The following is an 18,924-nucleotide window of genomic DNA, read 5'->3' as shown; positions in this document are numbered from 1 at the left end:
TCATTAGCTTTTTTGTTGAAAGATAAAATATTAATATATTAGCTATGTTTTTGCCTGAATATGAAGATTTCATGATTCAGAAGACTGCCAATCAATTAATTATTTTAAATTTGCAAAAAATTCCCCACAAATGAATGAACCACAACAGAAGTGGACAGAAACCATTGAGTCTGGTCACTCTTTATTCCAGCTCAATCTGAAAGAAGTCTGGCGATACAGAGACCTGGTTTTAATGTTTGTAAAAAGAGACTTTATTTCTTCTTTTAAACAGACCATCCTAGGCCCGCTTTGGTTTTTTATAAATCCTATCCTTACAACCCTTGTTTTTACCTTGGTTTTCGGAGGTATCGCAAATCTGCCGACAGACGGGATTCCGCCAATATTATTTTACCTTGCAGGAAATACACTTTGGGGATACTTCAGCACCACGATGCTCAGCGTTTCAAATGTGTTTACAGGGAATGCGGGAATTTTCGGGAAAGTTTATTTTCCCAGACTGGTAACGCCAATTTCTTCCATTATTTCGAGTTTCATGCGTTTAGGCATACAACTGGTATTATTTTGGATTGTTTTGGGATATTATATGTTTAAAGGTGAGGTACATCCCAATTCATGGGCTTTCTCATTCCCTATTCTGATTATTTTTCTTGCTATATTTTCTTTAGGCTTAGGAATGATATTTTCTTCACTTACTACTAAATACAGAGACTTGTCTTTGTTACTCGGTTTTGGAGTAAGTTTGTTTATGTGGCTTACACCAGTTATTTTGCCAACCTCATTGGTAAAACAAAAACTGGGAAGCTATGGATTTTTAGCTGACCTTAATCCTTTAACACCTATTTTTGAATGTTTTAAATATGGCTTTATAGGATCTGGAGATTTCAGCATGCCGCGACTACTGATGAGCTTTGCTTTTATCATTGTAATACTTTTTGCAGGAATTGTGGTCTTCAACAAATCAGAAAAATCTTTTATAGACACGGTATAATATGAATACTAAGTGATTATTACATTTCATCTTAAAATCACTGCCTCATATTATTTTGAATCTTAAACTTTTTTAAACATTAAACAAAAAAAACACATGCTTGCATTAAAAGCTGAAAATATATCAAAACAATACCGTCTCGGTCAGGTAGGAACAGGAACATTAACCCACGATTTAAACCGATTCTGGCATAAAGTAAGAGGAAAAGAAGATCCTTATCTGATGATTGGTGAATCCAACGACAGATCAGCGAAAGGAAGTTCAGAATATGTTTGGTCGCTTCGTGACATCAATTTCGAAATTGAACAAGGCGATGCAGTAGGAATTATCGGCAGAAACGGAGCCGGAAAATCTACTCTTCTAAAACTATTGAGCAAAGTTACAAAACCAACAACAGGAAAAATTTATACAAACGGAAGAATTGCCTCTCTTCTTGAGGTAGGGACAGGTTTTCATCCGGAAATGACGGGTCGTGAAAACGTTTACCTCAACGGAGCTATTCTGGGAATGACCAAAAAAGAAATCAGCAGAAAATTTGATGAAATTGTTGATTTTTCGGGCGTAGAAAGATATATTGATACTCCGGTAAAAAGATACTCTTCCGGAATGTATGTACGTTTGGCGTTCGCAGTAGCTGCACATTTAGAATCTGAAATTCTTATTGTAGATGAGGTTCTGGCCGTAGGAGACGCTGAATTTCAGAAAAAATGTCTTGGTAAAATGGGTGATGTCACCAAAGGTGAGGGAAGAACGATTTTGTTTGTAAGTCACAACTTACCGAGCATTCTACAACTTTGCCAAAAAGGAATTATGCTGGAAAACGGTCTTTTAAAAGGCAGCTCGGACATTAAATCAATCATCAGTCTGTATACACATAATTCAGACAGTGAAAACATAATACCAAATTCCCACAAAAACATTTATCTGAAAGATTTCAAATCGTATCGTAAAGGAAATGATGATTCCGAAAATTTACAGACCATGCAGGATGGAGTTTTGGAGTTCCGCATAAAGTCGAATAAAAATATCAAAAATATTAAAATAGGAATTGGGTTTAATGACGATTTGGGGAACAGGCTATTCACCCCTTTTTCAGGTCATTTTCAGCAAACTTTTGATCTATCATCAGGTGAAAATATCATATTTTGTGAAATACCAAGCTTCCCTCTGAAATCAGGAAAATACAATTGCGAAATATACATTGGTGATAATTCCGAAACCCACGATTATTACGATAAAGGACTGAAAATCAACGTGAAAGATAATTTTGAGCAAGAAAAACCCGATTATTCGCAAGGATATTTCACTATAAACCAAACTTGGACAAATGAAAGAAAATAATATTATTGAAGAATTGTTCTGTACAAACTTCGAACTAAGAAACCTATCCGATCTTCTCGTTTACGGAAAAGCAGAAAGATGGGTATATGGTTTCATGCTAAAAAAATATGAAGACGAGCATTTAAACAGATATAAATATGCGCTTCAATATGTGAAAAACAAAAAAGTTTTGGATGTTGCCTCAGGTTGTGGGTACGGAACTTATCTTTTAGCAACAGAGGGAGAGGCAGATTCGGTTGTAGGAGTCGACCTGAGTGAAGATGCTATACGATATGGCGAACACAGATATGGTCACACGAATATTACAAGAATAGTCGAAGATGGCACAAAATACAAAGACGAAACCCCTTTTGATGTTATCATAAGCTTTGAAACCATAGAACATGTTCCCAATTATCTTGATTTCATTAATAATCTTTACGAAAATTTAGCTGATGACGGGATGTTATTAATTTCTACCCCTATCACAAAAGTCACGAATACGGCACCCAATAATCCTTATCACGTCATTGAATGGAATTTCTACGATTTTCATAAGCTATTCGAATCAAAATTTGAAATTGTTGAAGTGATTCTTCAGGAAATTAAAATTGTAGGAGAAAGAAAGCGAAAAGAATACAATCTCAAAAACAGGATATTAAACAGAATATCCAAAGAAAATATATTGCAGATTCACGGTAAACCTATCGAGAAGTTTACCAACCAGTATGATTTAAACCAGTGCAATGAAGGTTACCAAACTCTTGTACTGAAAAAGATTAAAGCCTGATAAGTTCCCATCAGCGTTTTATCTTATTTAAATTAAAAAATTTATATCATAATACATGAATGATGCAACTCACAATAATGAAAAAACAATTGCCGTAGACAGAAGAAATAACTTTGACTTTATTAGATTAATATTAGCATCCGGAGTTATAATTTCCCACTCATTCCCTTTAACCGGAAAAAAAGAATTGCTTCTGCATTATTCTCATGATCAGATTGATTTGGGGCGATTTGCTGTAGAATGTTTTTTTGCAATGAGTGGTTATCTCATTTTTCAAAGTTTAGAAAGGAGTAAAACTATCCTAAGCTATTTATGGAAAAGAATTTTAAGACTTTTTCCTGCATTAGTAGTTCTGCTTCTGTTTACAATGCTTATTTTACCTTTCGTTTATGAGGGAAGAAATATATTTGATGAAAAATCTTATTGGAGCTACTTTCCAAATGTACTATCATTATACAGAGTACAATACAATGTTGATGGAGTATTTACTCATAATCCGTATCCCGGCGCAATTAACGGAAGTTTATGGTCTTTAAGCTACGAATTCAGTCTTTATCTCTTTCTGCTTTTGTTATTCCCTTTCAAGAAACGCTCAGGTTTCGTTAAAGCTGTACTTATATTGACTTTTACCGTATCGTACTTACTTTTACAATTTAAACCTCTATTTCTGAGCTTTTTGTTCGATCAATTTTTATTAACAAGTCAATTATCATATAAATTGGCAAGTTTTTTCGTTGCTGGCTCAATACTGAGTTTTTTAAACTTTAAAAAGTTTAATACATTATTTGTACGCATGTCTTTATCTTGCATATTGATCACTTCAATATTCTTCAATCTGTATGAAGCTATAACTCCATTGGCACTGCCGATTTTAATTATTATGTTATCTAAACTAAATACTTCACCTGTAAATTTAATAGGAAAAGTAATTGGAGATATTTCTTATGGTGTTTATATTTATGGCTTTTTCATACAACAATTGCTGATGTATTTTTTTAATTTAAATACTATATTGCTAATGATAACAGGTCTTTTCGTAACTTACATTTTAGCATTTTTATCTTGGCGTTATATTGAAAGCCCGAGTCTAAAATTTAAAAACTTATTCTAAATCAAAAAAAATGTCTAAGCTTGCCATTGTCATACCTTATTATAAAATAGATTTTTTTGAACAAACCATAAAGTCTGTTGCTACACAGACCAATAAAGATTTTGTTATCTATATTGGGAATGATGCAAGTCCTGAGAATCCGCATCCAATTATTCAGCAATATTTTGACCCAACAGAATACAAATATTATAATTATACTGAAAATCTGGGTGGCAAGAATCTGGTGCTACAATGGGAAAGAATATTAGAAAATGTAAAAGAAGACTGGTTTCAGATCTTGGGAGATGATGATGTTTTAGGAGATAATTTCGTTGAAGAATTTTATAAATCTGTCGATTATTGCGATTCTCACAAGATTTATTGTATGAAGACAATACATCACCATATTGATGAAAACAATGAAACCATTAAGATTAATGACTATAATACAGACACTATTGCTGCCGAAAAATTTTTCATAAATAAATATTCAGGTAAAGTAAATAGCAGTTTATCAGAAAACATATTTCGGACAGATAAATATCACAAACATCGATTTGAAAAAATTCCGTTGGCTTGGGGAAGCGACGACATTGCAATTCTATCTTTCTCAGATTATGGTGAAATATATTATAATCGTGCCACTCATGTAAAGGTAAGAATCTCAGAGATCAGTATATCCGGTGCTCAACACCTGAATCAGTTAAAAGATAATGCTTATAATAAATTTCGTGAAAAATTTATCCTCCATCATTCTAAAACCTTTCCGTTAGAATTTGTAAGTCAGGTTATCTATCAATATTTATGGCATTGCTATAGTAACAAGCAAAAAGCCAATTATTCAATTGCTAATTATTACCTCAAAAAGTTCAAATTCATTCTTTTTGCAAAGACCTTAAAAAAAATACATTATGTAAATTCACTTTAGGCCTTACAAATTATTTTTAAATTTATGTAAACTTAAATTGATCAAATAATACATCGAATATACTCTCTAAGTAAGCACATAAAGCCCCAATACGCCCTCCTAAATGCAAGATTTTTAATATATTTGCTTTAAAAACACAATTTATGCCTCATCCCTTAGTTTCCATAATTATTCCCTGTTACAATCAAGACCAGTATCTTGATATGTGCTTGCAGTCTGTAAGCGACCAAACTTATCAAAATTGGGAATGTATTATTGTAAATGATGGTTCTACTGATAGTACAGGGGAAATAGCCGAAAATTGGGTGCAAAAAGATGGCAGATTTCTATATATAAAGCATGATAATCGTGGGGTTGCCCACTCCAGAAATGCCGGTCTGAAAAAAGCTACCGGGCAATGGATTCAATTTCTTGATGGCGACGATCTGCTTTTACCCACAAAGCTTGAAGAATCATTAAAATTTAAAGATGATTTCAACTTTATCTACACCGATTTTCAACATCTAAAGGCCGATAAAATTGAAGAACCTTTCTGCAATTTAAAAGATCACACTTTAAATATTGAGGCATTACTCAAGTATTGGGATCAAGGATTAAATATCCCGATACATACCCCGATTATAAAAAAGGAAATCATCGATAATCTGTATTTTAATGAGAAATTTCAATTGCATGAGGATTGGCTGTTTTGGGTAGAATTGCTAAAGAATTCTGAGGTAAAGATAAAATTCATAGATCAGTATTTGACGTTATACCGGATTCATCCGAATAACAGCAGCGGCAAATCGGAAGTTTTAGCGGCTAATCAGATTGCTGTTTACGATTTTGCATATTCAAATATCCTTGATGATGGTCAGCGTAAAATTTTATTCAGACGATTTTTAGAAGATTACTATATCGTTTTAGATAAAAAAAACCTCTACGCAAAATTTCATTATAAAATTATTAACTCCAGGTATTTTAAATTTAAATCGTATATAAATAAGTTAACTACACTTTTTAAAAGATAATTTAATTGCCGGTAAAACTCTATTATGCCACTAGTTTCAGTCATCATTCCCAACTATAATCATGCGCCCTATCTTAAGGAGCGTATTGATTCTGTATTAAATCAAACGTTTCAGGACTTTGAGCTTATTATATTGGATGACTTATCGCTTGATAACAGTAGAGAAGTTATAGAACAATATAAAAATCACCCCAACGTCTCTCATATAATTTACAATGAAGAAAATTCGGGTTCCACATTCAGACAATGGCAAAAAGGCATCGAACTTGCCAAAGGAGAATGGATTTGGATTGCGGAAAGTGATGATTGGTGTGAACCTACACTTTTGCAAAACCTATTGGCACCAACGACTGACAATAAAAATATTGGAATTTCGCACTGTCAGTCCATTTTTTACAATACCGAAAAAAACACATTTTACCCGCATATTTGCACAGATTCAATCTCTGAAATAATTGATAAAAACGAATATATAGAGAAAAAGCTCCTTCCTTTTAATCAACTCGTTAATGCAAGTATGGCAATTTTTAAAAAAGAGCTGTATTACCAGATTTCTGATGAATATAAAAATTATAGACTCGCCGGAGACTGGATTTTTTGGGCAGAAATGAGCCGCTTACAGGATGTTGCCATTTGTGGAAAGTTTTTAAATTATTTCAGACAACATTCAGTAAAAGTTTCATTCAATGTCAAAAAAACAGGGCAAAGTTATATTGAAGAACTTAGATCTATTCAGTATTTCAGAAATAAGCTTGGGGTGAGTGAAATTGTGTACGAAGATGCAATTACAAAACAGTATATGAGATTTCGGTATGACAAATTCCCTGTAGAAGATGGTGTAAGAGAAAAAACCAACATTTTATTTACCGAATTATTCACAAAAAATATAAAAAAGAAGGTACAAAAACAGGTTCTTTTAGATAAAATACAGTATAAATATGTAGCAAAGCTACTTAACTTATTTTCGTAGCAAATGGAAAAATTTGATAAATATAAATCAAAAGTAAACTGGGGAGAAGGAGCAGAAAACCTTGAGCCTATTCCGAAAATCATTTGGTCATTTTGGGACACCCATAGTGATTCAGAATTGGTAGATTTATGCATCACCCAATTTAAAAAACTCGTTCCCAATTTTGAGCTCATCATACTGAACACAAAAAATGTAAAAAATTATCTTCCCGATATTCTCCCTGTAAGAAAAGATCTCCCTTTTGTAAATTATACTGATCTTGTAAGACTTGAAATTCTTAAAAAAAACGGCGGAATATGGATAGATATCAGTACAATTCTTACTGAAAACTTATCGTGGGTTTATGATCTTAAAGAAAATTTAAAATACGATCTATTGGGTTTCTACTCAGATTTTTGTACGACAGATATGCAGAATCCTATTCTGGAAAGTTGGTTTCTGGCGACACCAAAAAACAACAAGTTTGTTTCTGCATGGCACCAGGAATTTTTCGCCTGCTACACCTCTCCGCAACCTTATGAGTTTTTTAAAGATATAAAAAACAACAAAGATGAAATTCAAAACATCGGCGATCTTGCGGACTATCTCATTATTTATCTTGCGGCAATCTCTGTCATGAAAAAAAATAAAGATTTCAGAATAAGCATGATTTCTGCTAATGAAGTGGGACATTATTTCTCTTTCAGATTAAAAAGCAGCTATCAGCAGCTTGCTGATATTTTTTTAAAAAAAGCGAGCCCAAATCATGTCCCAACGCTCATAAAATTTACAGGAAACCAAAGAAATTATTTAGACAGAGAAATATTTCTGGGAAGATACCACCGAAATGCTTTTCTCTTTTCAATAACCGGTGGCGCTTTTCCGTATCACAAAATTGTAAAGCATGAGATAAATTATATCAAATTCATTTTAAGAAATTTGAAAAATAAATATCTGAAGTAGCATTTATATTAAAAAAAACAATCATCAAAAAATTCTTCTCAATAAATTTATAAACATCATAACAGCTCATATGAAAATTGGTTTTTACAGCTCAATGCCGCTTGACAACAAAGCAAACTGGTCCGGAACCATGTTCAAGATGTATGAGCAGATTTTATTACTGGGTTACGAAGTAGAATGGATTCCGCAACAGCTACTAAATGAAAATGAAATCGCTAAACTTAATAAGATCCATCAACTGTTTTACAAGATTTTCAATCGCGGTTACAATACTAAAGTTAATTTTTTTTCTTCTAAAAAGTTAGGAAAAAAGATAACAAACCTTCTCAAAACAAAGAAATTTGATTTGCTCTTCGTGCCAACATACCTCAACGATTTTGCGTTTGTAAATACCGATACTCCTATTATCTATCTGAATGATGCCAATGTTGCACAATTGCTGAACTATTATCCATACTATTCAGGTTTCGGCTGGCTTTCTAAATGGGAAACAAAAAGGATTGAAAAGAGGATGCTTGAGAAAAGTTCAATTAATATTTTCTCTTCCGAATGGGCAGCCAACTATGCCGTGAATCATTACGGAATTAATCATGATAAAGTGAAGGTTTTAAAATTCGGCGCCAATCTGGCGGTGCCTGATTTTTTGAATTTCAATGAAAGCAAAGGTGAAGATATTGTTTTCTTATTTCTCGCTGTAGATTGGGAAAGGAAAAGAGGAAATCTTGCTTATGAAGCAGTAAAAATCCTACATCAAAAAGGCTATTCGGTTAAACTGCAAATCATTGGCTGCAACCCGAAAATTCAGGATGAATGGGTAAACATTATACCCTATCTCAACAAAAATTTTCCGGATGATTTAGCAAAAATTCAGACGCATCTTTTACAGTCTCACTTTTTACTTGTTCCTACAAAAGCAGATTGTACACCTATTGCATTTTGTGAGGCTGCAGGATATGGCTTGCCTGTAATTTCAACCGATACGGGAGGTGTTTCCGCGCATGTTGAAAATGGCAAAACGGGCTTGCTTCTTCCACAAAATTCTTCTCCTGAAGATTATGCCGATGCTATTGAAAATATACTTACAAGTAAGGAAAAAATAAAGGCGATGTCTATTGCTTCAAGAGAAAAGTATATTCAGGAACTGAATTGGCAAGTATGGAGACAAAGGCTAGAACAAATAATTATAAAACACTAGATGAAATATTTAAAAGGACTGGATACATTAAGAGCCCTTGCCGCCCTCATTGTAGTTTGGAGCCATATTGAACTCATCAAAGAGCAGCATAATGTATCCCGTACAGATTTTATGCTGTTTCCTGATGCCCATTTTTCTGTGACACTTTTCTTTGTTTTAAGTGGTTTTTTGATAACCTATTTATTAATTCAGGAGATTGATAAGCACAAGACAATATTTTTAAAAAAATTTTATATAAGACGAATACTTAGAATATGGCCTCTCTATTACCTTATTATTTTTCTTTCATTTTTCTTATTCTCTACTGATATACCTAGAAGAACTATTATACTTTGCTTAACTATTTTTCCAAATGTTCCGCCTGCCCTTAATTCGTCATGGCCAAACAGCCCGCAAATATGGTCATTAGGAGTAGAAGAACAATTTTATTTATTTTGGCCTTTTGCGGTATTGTTTTTTTTACGAAAAGGGTTTATCAAGTATTGTTCTTTATTTATTATATTTTTTACATTTTTTCCGCATTTGTTTAATTATATTAATGAGCATACGTTTCATCATGAGAAATTATATTCTTTTGTGCAGAAGTTTTTTCATCAGACTAAATTTAATTGTATGGCGTATGGAGGATTATTGGGTTTTTTATTGGCTAAGAAAAATCCTTTTATCAGGATTTTTCAGAACAAAATCATTTCAATCATAAGTATAGTCATCCCAATTTCTGCTTGGTTTATTAATGTAAGATTCGGGACATTTTCAGATGAAATCTATGCTCTCATGTTTGGTTTTACGATTCTTTCTGTTGTTCTCAATCCCTTTTTTGATGTGGATAATCCTTTAACTAAATTTCTAGGTAAGATTTCATACGGCCTTTATATGTATCATTGGATGATTATCTTGTTAGTTATTAAGCTTACATATCCGCTGATTAATCACAGTATGTACAATATATTCGTTTACATATTATCGTTTGGACTGACTATATTAGTTTCCTGGATATCTTATATATCCTACGAAAAGTTTTTCCTTAATATGAAAAAAACTTAAATTTGATTGATATGCCTTCTATTCTTTTCATTTACAAAAATCAAGTTCTCGGAGAGCCGTTTGTAGAACAGTTTATAAAAAACAGCTATGATTTGGAAATTTTATTTAAGGATAAACTCTATTACAATCAATTTAGTATATGGCAAAAAATAGTGAATATTTTTTATAGAAATGTTTTAAAAAACAACTCTTACCCCATTACTGCGAACCATGCGAATTTTGAAAAATACTGCAAAAGAAGCCTTAAACAGCTCGGGAATGATCATTTCGATTACTGTGTGGTCATCCGTGGAGATTTGGTTCCTGAATTTGTATTGAAAAAGGCAAGAAAAATAAGCGACAAGATGGTCGATTTTCAACTGGATGGGATTTCTGTATCTAAAAAGATCTTATCGTACCGAAATTATTTTGATGAAATTTTTGTTTTTGATAAAAATGATATAAAAGATAATCCGGGTTACCATCTAAAATTTATCACCAATTGTTTTTTTGGAAAAGACAATACGGATTATATGGCAGAGTATGATTTTTTCTATATTGGGCAGTACCTCGCAGATAGACATCAAAAAATCACCAATCTGTTTACCTATCTTGATGAGAATACCATTAAAACAAACCCTCTTATCTATCTCAATACCGACAGAAGCTACGTCAATACCGACTCCAGAATCAAAAACCTTATCGATGGAACCTCTTATCAGGAAAACCTTGACATGGTAAAAAAATCATCTATTCTTATCGATTTGAAAAGGGATGAACACAGCGGACTTTCACTTCGTTTTTTTGAAGCCCTTAAATACCGAAAGAAAATGATCACCAATAACCCGACGGTAAAAGAATACGATTTTTACCACCCGGATAATATTTTCGTAACAGATTTCAACAACTTCGACAGACTATCAGACTTTCTTACAAAACCTTACAGACCTATTGATCATGAAATTACAGATCAATATGAATTCGAAAACTGGATCAAAAAACTACTTGCTTAGGTAATATAAAAAGATGTTTGGGATAGAAATATCTTTCAGAATTCTCAGCAAGCGGTTGGGTATACTGTGTGAAAATGTAAAATAATTTTTAAGCGCTTTTATTTTGATTTCCTTTGGCACATCAGAAGCAGTAAGCTCCGACCAATAAATCAGCGAGTAATTGACCGATTTTTTGAAATTTTCCCAGTATTTTGCAGACAAGCCATCTTCAAGATAGTCTCCCGTATAGATGGATTTTCCAAAATAATAAAATGAATAGTTTTTAGACATTCTGTTCAATACTAAAGATTCCGGGCAAAATTTCTCGCCTTCAATGACCGGAAACGGAAATTTCTTCGCCACTGACGTTTTCAGGCAAACCGCCATTTCTTCATTGTACCCATATTTGTAAGTAAAATCTAAAGAAGAGCATTCCATACTTTTGCCGTCAAACGTTCTTTTTATAACAGTTTGATTAGGATAGGATTTCAGACCTACCAAGCCTGCGTTATCCGTTCTCAATACATTTTTGCTTTCTTGAGCTAATATTTCCAGACTATCATCGGGCAAAAAATCATCGCTGTCTACTGTAAAAAACCAGTCACCTTTTGCCTCTCGCAACCCGAAATTGATCGCAATATGCTTACCCTGATTCTTTTGTTTATAATAACAAATCGTAATTCTACCATCCTTGATAAAAGAACCTATCAATTCTTCAGTATGATCTGTAGAACCATCATCTACAACCAGCCATTCAAAATCTTTACAAGATTGCCGAAGAAGACTTTTGTAAAGATTTTCAATGATATAAGCTCTGTTGTAAGTGGGTGTAAAAACGGTAAACAGCATCTTGAATTTATTTAGGGAAAATTAAAGAATAAAAAGGTGATTTTTTAGCATATTTTTCGAACAACAGTCCGTCGATTCTTTTTTCCATCCACGGTTTCTCCTTTCCTACGTAATGGTAGATGTAAAACCAATTGTCCTTTTTACTGATCCCGAACAATTCTTTTAGATTCTCCAGAAAAATTCTTTTTGAAGTTATCGTGTAAGCCTTGGTCATATTATATTTACTGGAGACCATCTTTACTCCTCCGTTTCTGGACAAAACCGAATTCAGAATATCCTGGTCCTGCAATAATGGCTTTTTAATCTCTTCAATTGCATTGAAAAATTTCTCTGTAATTTCGATTTCGTGCATTTTCTTGAGGTTATAAAGCATAACTCCTGCATTAAAATATAACGTAGGATCGGGCATTTTCAGATATTCCTGAAAATATTCTCTTGTAAAAACCTCATCGTTCCCCGCTTTCACTTTATCTACAATGAACGGACTTGGGCTGCAGATCGCAAGCTTATCATCAAAATCCATGACCGCCAATTCAGAAATATCTGCATCTACGATCAGATCACTATCCAGATACAAAATTCTTTTGTAATTTTTAAACAATTGGGGAATATAAAACCTGTAATAAGTACTTACAGTCATATAAGAATTCAGATAAAATTTTCCTGCATCGAAATCTTCTAAAATGATGAATTTTATAGAAAAATTGCTGAATTTTGAAATTTGTTTTTCGGCTAATGCCTTATTTTCATTACTGATGTATTCACTGATAATATTAATTTCATATTGGCAGTTTTTATTTTGATTTACAAGCAGGGAAGCAATAACCACACTGGTATATTTAAAATAAAAATCATCGCAGGTGAATACAATGGGAAGGAAATTCATCATTTAAATTTTTAACAAAAATAGGAAGAAATTCATTATAAAATTAATCTTACTATATTTGCCAAAATCATTTTTCGGTTTCAGAAAATGTATTTTGCGACAGAGGTGTTTAAAATCATTTAAAAGCACGACAACTCTGGAGCTTTGATGAAAAACTTTATTTCCCAAAAAATCTCCGAATGAAGATTGACCAACTTACTTTCACCCGATTTGTAGCAGCGATTGCTATTGTTGCTTATCACTTTGGAAGACCACTTAATATTTTTTCTCATCCTTTGGTCAGCAAAATTCTCACACAGGCAAATATTGGGGTTAGCTTTTTTTTTATTTTATCCGGATTCGTTATGATTATTGCTTATGGGAGCAAAAAAAATATTGATTCTTATTCTTACCTCAAAAACAGATTCTCAAGAATCTATCCTCTGTACCTGTTTGCAATACTACTTATGCTTATTTTGCAGACTTTTGATGCAAAAGAAGATTTTGTTTTTTCCGATTTGCTTTTAAATGTTTTAATGTTGCAGGCCTGGTTTCCGGAAAAAGTTTTCACGGTCAATCTTACAGGATGGTCATTATCCGTAGAATTTTTATTCTATGCAATATTTCCATTAATGTTCAATTTTTTTTACCAAAAATATAAATTGAAACAGTTGGTAATACCCGTTTTTTTGATTTGGTTTTTTACACAGGTCTTTCTTTTTTGTGCTATAAATGGTAATTGGATAATCATCAATGAATCTGTTACAAAAAGGTTTCTTCTCTATTTTCCGCTTATGCATATTAATCAGTTTCTTGCAGGGAATCTTGCAGGACTGTTTTTCATACAGCATTTAAAGAACAGATCCGGCAATTATGACTGGATAATTACATTGTTATTTTGCCTTATTCCATTAGCGCTTATTTTCCGTCCCGAATATTTGAATTACCATGATGGCTTATTAGCTTTGATTTTTATACCATTGATTATTTTCATATCGTTAAATACCGGGATAATCACAAAAATTTTCAGCAAGAAAATTTTCGTATTTTTAGGAGAGATAAGTTATGGAATTTATATATTACAGATACCTGTGTTTGGTTTTACAGAATATGCCTTACAAAGGCTAAGGATTTTTGGAGATCTGAAACTATTTTTATGTGGCGTGACAGCATTGTTGTTTTTTTCTGCTCTCAGCTATCTGTTTATAGAAAAACCACTCCGTGAAAAAATAAAAAAAATAAACTTTTCTATTAGATAAAAAATGATTGGAACTTTGCTGTATAGACTGGGACGTGCGTGGGCAATTCTGAAAGGAGATGCTTTTGCCGTCAACAAAAAAAAGAGAAAACCTTTTAGAAATATTCCATTCTCAGATACGGATAATGAATTTATCAATTCCCTAAGTATAGAATTTTTATTTTCTGAATTTGGAGAACAAAGAGTAAACGGCGGTGGCGCAGATTTTCAAAATAACGAATCCAGATTAGACCCATCTCTCAGAACTTTAAAAGAATACTTTCCAAATGCAAAATATACTGTGTATTCTGACTTTGATCTGAAAATTGATGGTGTAAACCTCATCAAAACCAATTCTCCTGTTATCAATCCTGAGCATGAAAGATACGGATACAGAACTGCAGACTACTTTAAATTTCTATCTCTTACGCAGTCAGATGCAGACTTCAAATGTGTATTGGATTCTGATATGGAAGTGGTTTCCAGCGACATTATAGCACTGATTTATCTTACCAGAAAATTTGGATTTTGTGTTCCTGATAATGACAGACAGTTATTAAGACAGGATATGATTTGGTCTAAAGATGCAAAACCAATAGAAGATGAGAGCTTAGGACTTGGGCATTCTTACAACCAAAGCCCAATGACACTCTGGAAAAATGATGAAAGAGGCAATATTTTCTATAAAACCTGTGCCGAAACTATGAAAAACGATCCTTCGAGATCTTCTTTAGTCATGTGGAAAACTGCATGGAAAACAGGAATTTACCCATACATCCTGCCAAAACAATGGTGCCTCTGTGAAGGTAATGAAGGTTTGGGAGAAGAGGTAATATTACATGTAGGGCACAAGAAGATAAAGGAGTTTTATAAAAAGTAAATTTACCTCACTCTGATTCTGGCCTTACATGATCATTGTGCTCAGATAAACATGAAACGCATGAAAATTAATTTGAAATTTATTTTTATTTTCCTTCTGATATTAATATACCTTATTCAGGGAATACAATATCTGCTTTACATACCAAATAAACTCGATTATTTTGATGCAGAATTACTGATTAATTATTCCGCAGGTTTTATCAGAAGAGGATTATTGGGAGAAATCTTCATCTGGCTACATGAAATCACAGGTATGAATCTGCTTGCGATCACGAAATATTTCAGTATTATAACTTATGCTCTTTTGATAGCATATTTTATTTATAATTTTACTAAAAAAAACATCTCCCTTTTTTTTCTGCTTCTGCCTTCAGGCTTGTTTTTTTTACTTTTAGATAACAGAATAAGACTAAAAGACAGCTTGCTTTTATTACTCATTATCCTTTGCTGTAAAATAATTAAGCTGGCAAAAAACAATATCTTCACTAAGCTGCTGCTTTTAAGTTTAGTTTTATCTGTAGGGATCTTATTGCATGAAATGATATTTTTTTATACGGTTCCGTTTTTATTAATTTACTTGTATTCAATAAAAAAAACACCTCTGAAAAATGTATGGAACTTCCTTTTCATCATTCCTGTTTTTACTTTTTTAATTGTGATTTTTAGTCATGGATTTGTTGGAGCAGGAGATATTATTTTTGAAAATATTAAAAGCTATCTTCCTGAAAATAGTTATACAAAAGACTTACCAACACCACTATTTTACATTAATTCTAGTGCGAAAAATATTATTTTCATCAACTTTTCTGCGTACAGTCTAGGATTCTCTCGTGGGATATTATATCTTCAATATTTTGCTTCGCTTATCTTTGTGATTGTAAGATACAATGACTTTAGAAATATAAATGTTTTTATTTTCAAGAAAGACAATGGCTCTTTGAGCAGTTCCTTTCTTGCCACAACTTTTTTACTACAACTTTTTTGTGCAATACCACTCTATTTCATTGCTATGGATTGGCAAAGATTCATATTTTTTGCTTTGATCAGCAGCTTTATATATACTTATGAATTGGGTGGAGAAATTGGTTACATAAAAAAGTTTCATTTTAAAATAGACAGTTTTATTGCAAAATATATAGCACCAAGAAATGAAGCTTTAACTATCTTTGTATCAACAGTATTGTTTGTTCCGCATTTGAAATTAGGAAATATAGATTATCTATTTACAAATGGATACTTGATGATATTTAATTATGCCACAAAAATACTATTCTCAATTACAACACTATGATTATCGGAAAAGGACTTATTGCGTCACTATTTACAAATAACGACAGAGAAAATATTGTTTTCTTTGCATCCGGAGTATCAAATTCATTAGAAACAAGAGCTGAGGAGTTTTTACGAGAAGAAAATCTGATAAAAAATACAATTGCAGAAAATAAGGAAAAGACATTTGTTTATTTCTCTACCTGCAGCATTTATGATTCTTCAAAAACAGGCAGTGACTATGTACTCCACAAATTGAAAATGGAGCAGCTCATAAAAAAACTATGCCCAAAATTTCTTATTTTAAGAGTAAGCAATGCAGTGGGCAAAGGAGGAAATCCCAATTTACTGATCAATTACATTATACGGGCCGTCCACAACAACGAAACCATAAATGTTCACACAAAAGCAACCCGCAACCTCATCGATGTTGATGATATTAAAAATGTTACTTTTGCTCTCATTGATAGCCAGAAATTAAACAGAGTTGTAAATGTTGCTTACATCAAAAATTATTCGATTATTGAAATCCTTGAAATCATAGAACAGTTTTACAGCAAAAAAGTAGATATAAATCTCCTTAGAAGCGGTTCGGGATATGACATTAATATTCCGGATATTGAACAATATTTTATTGAAAATAATCTAAATAATAAGGAAAACTATCTTAAAAAAATACTAGAAAAATATTACCTGTAATATAATTAGTGCCCCTCCATCCAGATTCCGAGAACCAATAGCGACCAATGCTTATAATTGTAGTTGAGCTGCTTCTGAACTTCACCAAAATTCAGTTTTGTAAAGATTTTAGAAGACGGATTTTGTAAAATATCTTTCGTCAGTTTTTCCATTTCAGGAATTCTCAGCCAATCTGCAATAGGAGCACCGAAACCTTGTTTTTTCTTGTTCAGAATATTTGAGGTAAGCAGGTCTCCAAAAGCCTCTCTCAGAATGATTTTGGTTTGATTGGCATTCACCTTATATTCAGCAGGAAGCGCAGAGCAAAATTCCACCAGATTTTTGTCTAAAAATGGGGTTCTCAGTTCAATAGAGTGCATCATGGCAATACGGTCGTCTTTCACCATATAATCTCCTGGAATAATGTTGGTGAGATCCATCTTCATGCAGGTATTCAGGTCGTTTTTATCTAAATCGAATGCATAAGAATGTTCATATTTTGAAATGGAATTTAACAGCTGTGAAGTTTCCCCATGAGAAAAATTATTATGGACTTTCCCTTTCTGATAAGAAACAATATCCGGAAACTTGGCTCTGAAAACCTTATCTAGAAAATATTGTCTTGATTTTTCAAATCCCAGCTTTTCGGTGATTACAGAACCTGCTTTATAAAAAGGTAAAAGCGAAAAATTTGCACTACCCTTTTCAAGAATTTCTTTCTCTTTCTGATACCATTTGTAACCGCCAAACAATTCGTCACCCGCATTTCCTGTGATCACAACCGTCATGTTTTTAGCTGCTTCTTTACAGATGGTGTATGTTGCAAGGATGGCTGTATCTGCAAGCGGTTCATCCATTTTTTTCAAAACTTCAACGAGAGTTTTAGAAATTTCTGAGGTTTCCAACGCTACTTCTTTATGGTCAGTTTTATATTTTTCAGCAATACTTCTTGCATCGGGCATCTCATCCAAATCTCCTTCATACCGAAATCCCAATGTCGTTAAATTTTCATTTTTCTGCGAAGAAAGTGCAACTAATGTTCCTGAATCTAGTCCGCCACTGAGAAAAGCACCCACTTTCACATCTGCAACCAATTGTTTTTTAACAGATTTTTCAACTAAATTTTTAAATTCAGATACAGCTTCCTCTTCGGATATTTGTAATTTATTCTGAGGGAAATTCCAGTATTGAGAGATTTCAATTTTGCCATTTTTGTAAATCAGCTGATGAGCAGGTGGTAAAACATTAATATTTTTATAAATACTCTGTTGACTTCCAACATACATATGTCTTAGAAAATGATAAATCGCCTCATCATTCAATTCTTCATCAACAAGACCTGTTGCTAAGATCGCTTTGATCTCAGAAGCAAAAATAAACTCACCATTCTTACCGATAGCATAATAGAAAGGCTTTTCACCAAAACGGTCTCTTGCACAAAACAACTGCTGCTGATCTTCGTCCCAAATTGCAAATGCAAACATTCCGTTGAGATATTCCGGCAGTCTGGTTTGATATTTTTTAAAAAGGGATAATATAACTTCCGTGTCGGTATTGCTCTGAAAAGGATAATCTTTTAAATCCTTTTTTAATTCGCGGTAACCATAAATCTCACCGTTAAAAACAATACATTCATTTTTAGTATCGGAATACATCGGTTGATGCCCATCTTCTGACAAATCTACAATTGCCAGTCTTCTGAAGCCTAAAAAGCAGTTATTAAAATATTCGTGTCCTTCATCATCGGGTCCCCGATGAATAATAGAACTGGTCATATTTTTAAGAGTTTCTTTGTAGAAATCTTCCTCAAGAATATTTTTTTTTACAATTCCTGCAATGCCACACATGTATTTATATTAAGAAACAAATCTAACATTATTTTATGAAAATCTATTCG

General features: G+C 32.8%; 18 protein-coding genes. 15 read left to right on the top strand and 3 right to left on the bottom strand.

Features of this window, described 5'->3' with window-relative positions; genetic code table 11:
• Window positions 1–130 precede the first annotated feature (130 nt).
• The 11 genes from BM371_RS07995 to BM371_RS07945 all read left to right on the top strand — a co-directional run bounded on the left by BM371_RS07995 (window position 131) and on the right by BM371_RS07945 (window position 11,268).
• The gene (locus BM371_RS07995; RefSeq protein WP_034677940.1) at window positions 131–988 is read left to right on the top strand and encodes an ABC transporter permease; all 858 of its coding nucleotides are present in this window, start codon (window positions 131–133) and stop codon (window positions 986–988) included.
• A 96-nt stretch (window positions 989–1,084) separates the two neighbouring features.
• Complete coding sequence (locus BM371_RS07990; RefSeq protein WP_034677938.1) at window positions 1,085–2,329, top strand: ABC transporter ATP-binding protein; 1,245 nt, start codon at window positions 1,085–1,087, stop codon at window positions 2,327–2,329.
• On the top strand, window positions 2,316–3,098 hold the full coding sequence (locus BM371_RS07985) for a class I SAM-dependent methyltransferase (RefSeq protein ID WP_051882898.1): 783 nt from the start codon (window positions 2,316–2,318) through the stop codon (window positions 3,096–3,098). Before BM371_RS07990 ends, BM371_RS07985 begins: the two co-directional genes overlap by 14 nt.
• 55 nt (window positions 3,099–3,153) lie before the next feature.
• Window positions 3,154–4,209: an acyltransferase family protein gene (locus BM371_RS07980; RefSeq protein WP_051882896.1), complete on the top strand. Its 1,056-nt coding sequence runs from the start codon at window positions 3,154–3,156 to the stop codon at window positions 4,207–4,209.
• A 10-nt stretch (window positions 4,210–4,219) separates the two neighbouring features.
• Window positions 4,220–5,116 (top strand): glycosyltransferase family 2 protein, encoded by an 897-nt coding sequence (locus BM371_RS07975; RefSeq protein WP_051882894.1) that lies wholly within the window; start codon window positions 4,220–4,222, stop codon window positions 5,114–5,116.
• Between the two features lie 143 nt (window positions 5,117–5,259).
• Window positions 5,260–6,126, top strand: coding sequence for a glycosyltransferase family 2 protein (locus BM371_RS07970; protein WP_051882892.1), 867 nt, complete (start codon window positions 5,260–5,262; stop codon window positions 6,124–6,126).
• Between the two features lie 24 nt (window positions 6,127–6,150).
• Window positions 6,151–7,095: a glycosyltransferase family 2 protein gene (locus BM371_RS07965; RefSeq protein WP_051882890.1), complete on the top strand. Its 945-nt coding sequence runs from the start codon at window positions 6,151–6,153 to the stop codon at window positions 7,093–7,095.
• Window positions 7,096–7,098: 3 nt separating this feature from the next.
• Entirely contained in the window at window positions 7,099–8,037 is a 939-nt protein-coding gene (locus tag BM371_RS07960) for a capsular polysaccharide synthesis protein (protein ID WP_034677937.1), read from the top strand.
• A gap of 70 nt (window positions 8,038–8,107) precedes the next feature.
• Window positions 8,108–9,232 carry a glycosyltransferase family 4 protein gene (locus BM371_RS07955; protein ID WP_034677934.1) on the top strand — a complete coding sequence of 375 codons (1,125 nt, stop codon included), beginning with the start codon at window positions 8,108–8,110 and terminating at the stop codon, window positions 9,230–9,232.
• A complete protein-coding gene (locus BM371_RS07950) occupies window positions 9,233–10,276 on the top strand; it encodes an acyltransferase family protein (protein WP_034677932.1) in 1,044 nt (347 codons plus the stop codon).
• A gap of 11 nt (window positions 10,277–10,287) precedes the next feature.
• Window positions 10,288–11,268, top strand: coding sequence for a WaaS/CpsH family glycosyltransferase (locus BM371_RS07945; protein WP_034677930.1), 981 nt, complete (start codon window positions 10,288–10,290; stop codon window positions 11,266–11,268).
• Here BM371_RS07945 and BM371_RS07940 read toward each other — a convergent pair.
• Together BM371_RS07940 and BM371_RS07935 are read right to left on the bottom strand one after the other, a co-directional pair.
• Entirely contained in the window at window positions 11,257–12,096 is an 840-nt protein-coding gene (locus BM371_RS07940; protein WP_051882888.1) for a glycosyltransferase family 2 protein, read from the bottom strand. The two genes, BM371_RS07945 and BM371_RS07940, sit on opposite strands and share 12 nt — an antisense overlap.
• Before the next feature lie 7 nt (window positions 12,097–12,103).
• Window positions 12,104–12,985: a glycosyltransferase family 8 protein gene (locus tag BM371_RS07935; RefSeq protein ID WP_034677929.1), complete on the bottom strand. Its 882-nt coding sequence runs from the start codon at window positions 12,983–12,985 to the stop codon at window positions 12,104–12,106.
• 176 nt (window positions 12,986–13,161) lie between these two features.
• On the opposite strand from BM371_RS07935, the gene BM371_RS07930 reads away from it, so the two are divergent.
• From BM371_RS07930 to BM371_RS07915, 4 genes are all read left to right on the top strand, one after another.
• A complete protein-coding gene (locus BM371_RS07930; RefSeq protein WP_074958643.1) occupies window positions 13,162–14,220 on the top strand; it encodes an acyltransferase family protein in 1,059 nt (352 codons plus the stop codon).
• Between the two features lie 3 nt (window positions 14,221–14,223).
• A complete protein-coding gene (locus BM371_RS07925) occupies window positions 14,224–15,078 on the top strand; it encodes a hypothetical protein (RefSeq protein ID WP_034677928.1) in 855 nt (284 codons plus the stop codon).
• Window positions 15,079–15,384: 306 nt separating this feature from the next.
• Entirely contained in the window at window positions 15,385–16,371 is a 987-nt protein-coding gene (locus BM371_RS07920; RefSeq protein ID WP_131430981.1) for a hypothetical protein, read from the top strand.
• Window positions 16,368–17,048: an NAD-dependent epimerase/dehydratase family protein gene (locus BM371_RS07915; RefSeq protein WP_034677924.1), complete on the top strand. Its 681-nt coding sequence runs from the start codon at window positions 16,368–16,370 to the stop codon at window positions 17,046–17,048. The genes BM371_RS07920 and BM371_RS07915 overlap by 4 nt, the downstream gene beginning before the upstream one ends.
• Window positions 17,049–17,053: 5 nt before the next feature.
• Here BM371_RS07915 and asnB read toward each other — a convergent pair whose 3' ends face one another.
• Window positions 17,054–18,874, bottom strand: coding sequence for an asparagine synthase (glutamine-hydrolyzing) (gene asnB / locus BM371_RS07910; RefSeq protein WP_034677923.1), 1,821 nt, complete (start codon window positions 18,872–18,874; stop codon window positions 17,054–17,056).
• Window positions 18,875–18,924: the final 50 nt, after the last annotated feature.

The sequence above is a fragment of the Chryseobacterium formosense genome (assembly GCF_900116415.1).
In the GTDB taxonomy this organism is placed as follows: Bacteria; Bacteroidota; Bacteroidia; order Flavobacteriales; family Weeksellaceae; genus Chryseobacterium; species Chryseobacterium formosense.
Note: the sequence above shows the minus strand (reverse complement) of the source record. Positions and strands in the feature narration are given on the sequence as shown.

What these genes read in the sequence shown, in the direction of transcription:
- BM371_RS07990 (WP_034677938.1), top strand. Translation starts at nt 1,085, where the DNA reads ATGCTTGCATTAAAAGCTGAAAATATATCAAAACAATACCGTCTCGGT.
- BM371_RS07945 (WP_034677930.1), top strand. Translation starts at nt 10,288, where the DNA reads ATGCCTTCTATTCTTTTCATTTACAAAAATCAAGTTCTCGGAGAGCCG.
- BM371_RS07970 (WP_051882892.1), top strand. Translation starts at nt 5,260, where the DNA reads ATGCCTCATCCCTTAGTTTCCATAATTATTCCCTGTTACAATCAAGAC.
- BM371_RS07925 (WP_034677928.1), top strand. Translation starts at nt 14,224, where the DNA reads ATGATTGGAACTTTGCTGTATAGACTGGGACGTGCGTGGGCAATTCTG.
- BM371_RS07975 (WP_051882894.1), top strand. Translation starts at nt 4,220, where the DNA reads ATGTCTAAGCTTGCCATTGTCATACCTTATTATAAAATAGATTTTTTT.
- BM371_RS07935 (WP_034677929.1), bottom strand. Translation starts at nt 12,985, where the DNA reads ATGATGAATTTCCTTCCCATTGTATTCACCTGCGATGATTTTTATTTT.
- BM371_RS07940 (WP_051882888.1), bottom strand. Translation starts at nt 12,096, where the DNA reads ATGCTGTTTACCGTTTTTACACCCACTTACAACAGAGCTTATATCATT.
- BM371_RS07995 (WP_034677940.1), top strand. Translation starts at nt 131, where the DNA reads ATGAATGAACCACAACAGAAGTGGACAGAAACCATTGAGTCTGGTCAC.
- BM371_RS07950 (WP_034677932.1), top strand. Translation starts at nt 9,233, where the DNA reads ATGAAATATTTAAAAGGACTGGATACATTAAGAGCCCTTGCCGCCCTC.
- BM371_RS07980 (WP_051882896.1), top strand. Translation starts at nt 3,154, where the DNA reads ATGAATGATGCAACTCACAATAATGAAAAAACAATTGCCGTAGACAGA.
- BM371_RS07985 (WP_051882898.1), top strand. Translation starts at nt 2,316, where the DNA reads ATGAAAGAAAATAATATTATTGAAGAATTGTTCTGTACAAACTTCGAA.
- BM371_RS07965 (WP_051882890.1), top strand. Translation starts at nt 6,151, where the DNA reads ATGCCACTAGTTTCAGTCATCATTCCCAACTATAATCATGCGCCCTAT.
- BM371_RS07960 (WP_034677937.1), top strand. Translation starts at nt 7,099, where the DNA reads ATGGAAAAATTTGATAAATATAAATCAAAAGTAAACTGGGGAGAAGGA.
- BM371_RS07915 (WP_034677924.1), top strand. Translation starts at nt 16,368, where the DNA reads ATGATTATCGGAAAAGGACTTATTGCGTCACTATTTACAAATAACGAC.
- asnB (WP_034677923.1), bottom strand. Translation starts at nt 18,874, where the DNA reads ATGTGTGGCATTGCAGGAATTGTAAAAAAAAATATTCTTGAGGAAGAT.
- BM371_RS07930 (WP_074958643.1), top strand. Translation starts at nt 13,162, where the DNA reads ATGAAGATTGACCAACTTACTTTCACCCGATTTGTAGCAGCGATTGCT.
- BM371_RS07955 (WP_034677934.1), top strand. Translation starts at nt 8,108, where the DNA reads ATGAAAATTGGTTTTTACAGCTCAATGCCGCTTGACAACAAAGCAAAC.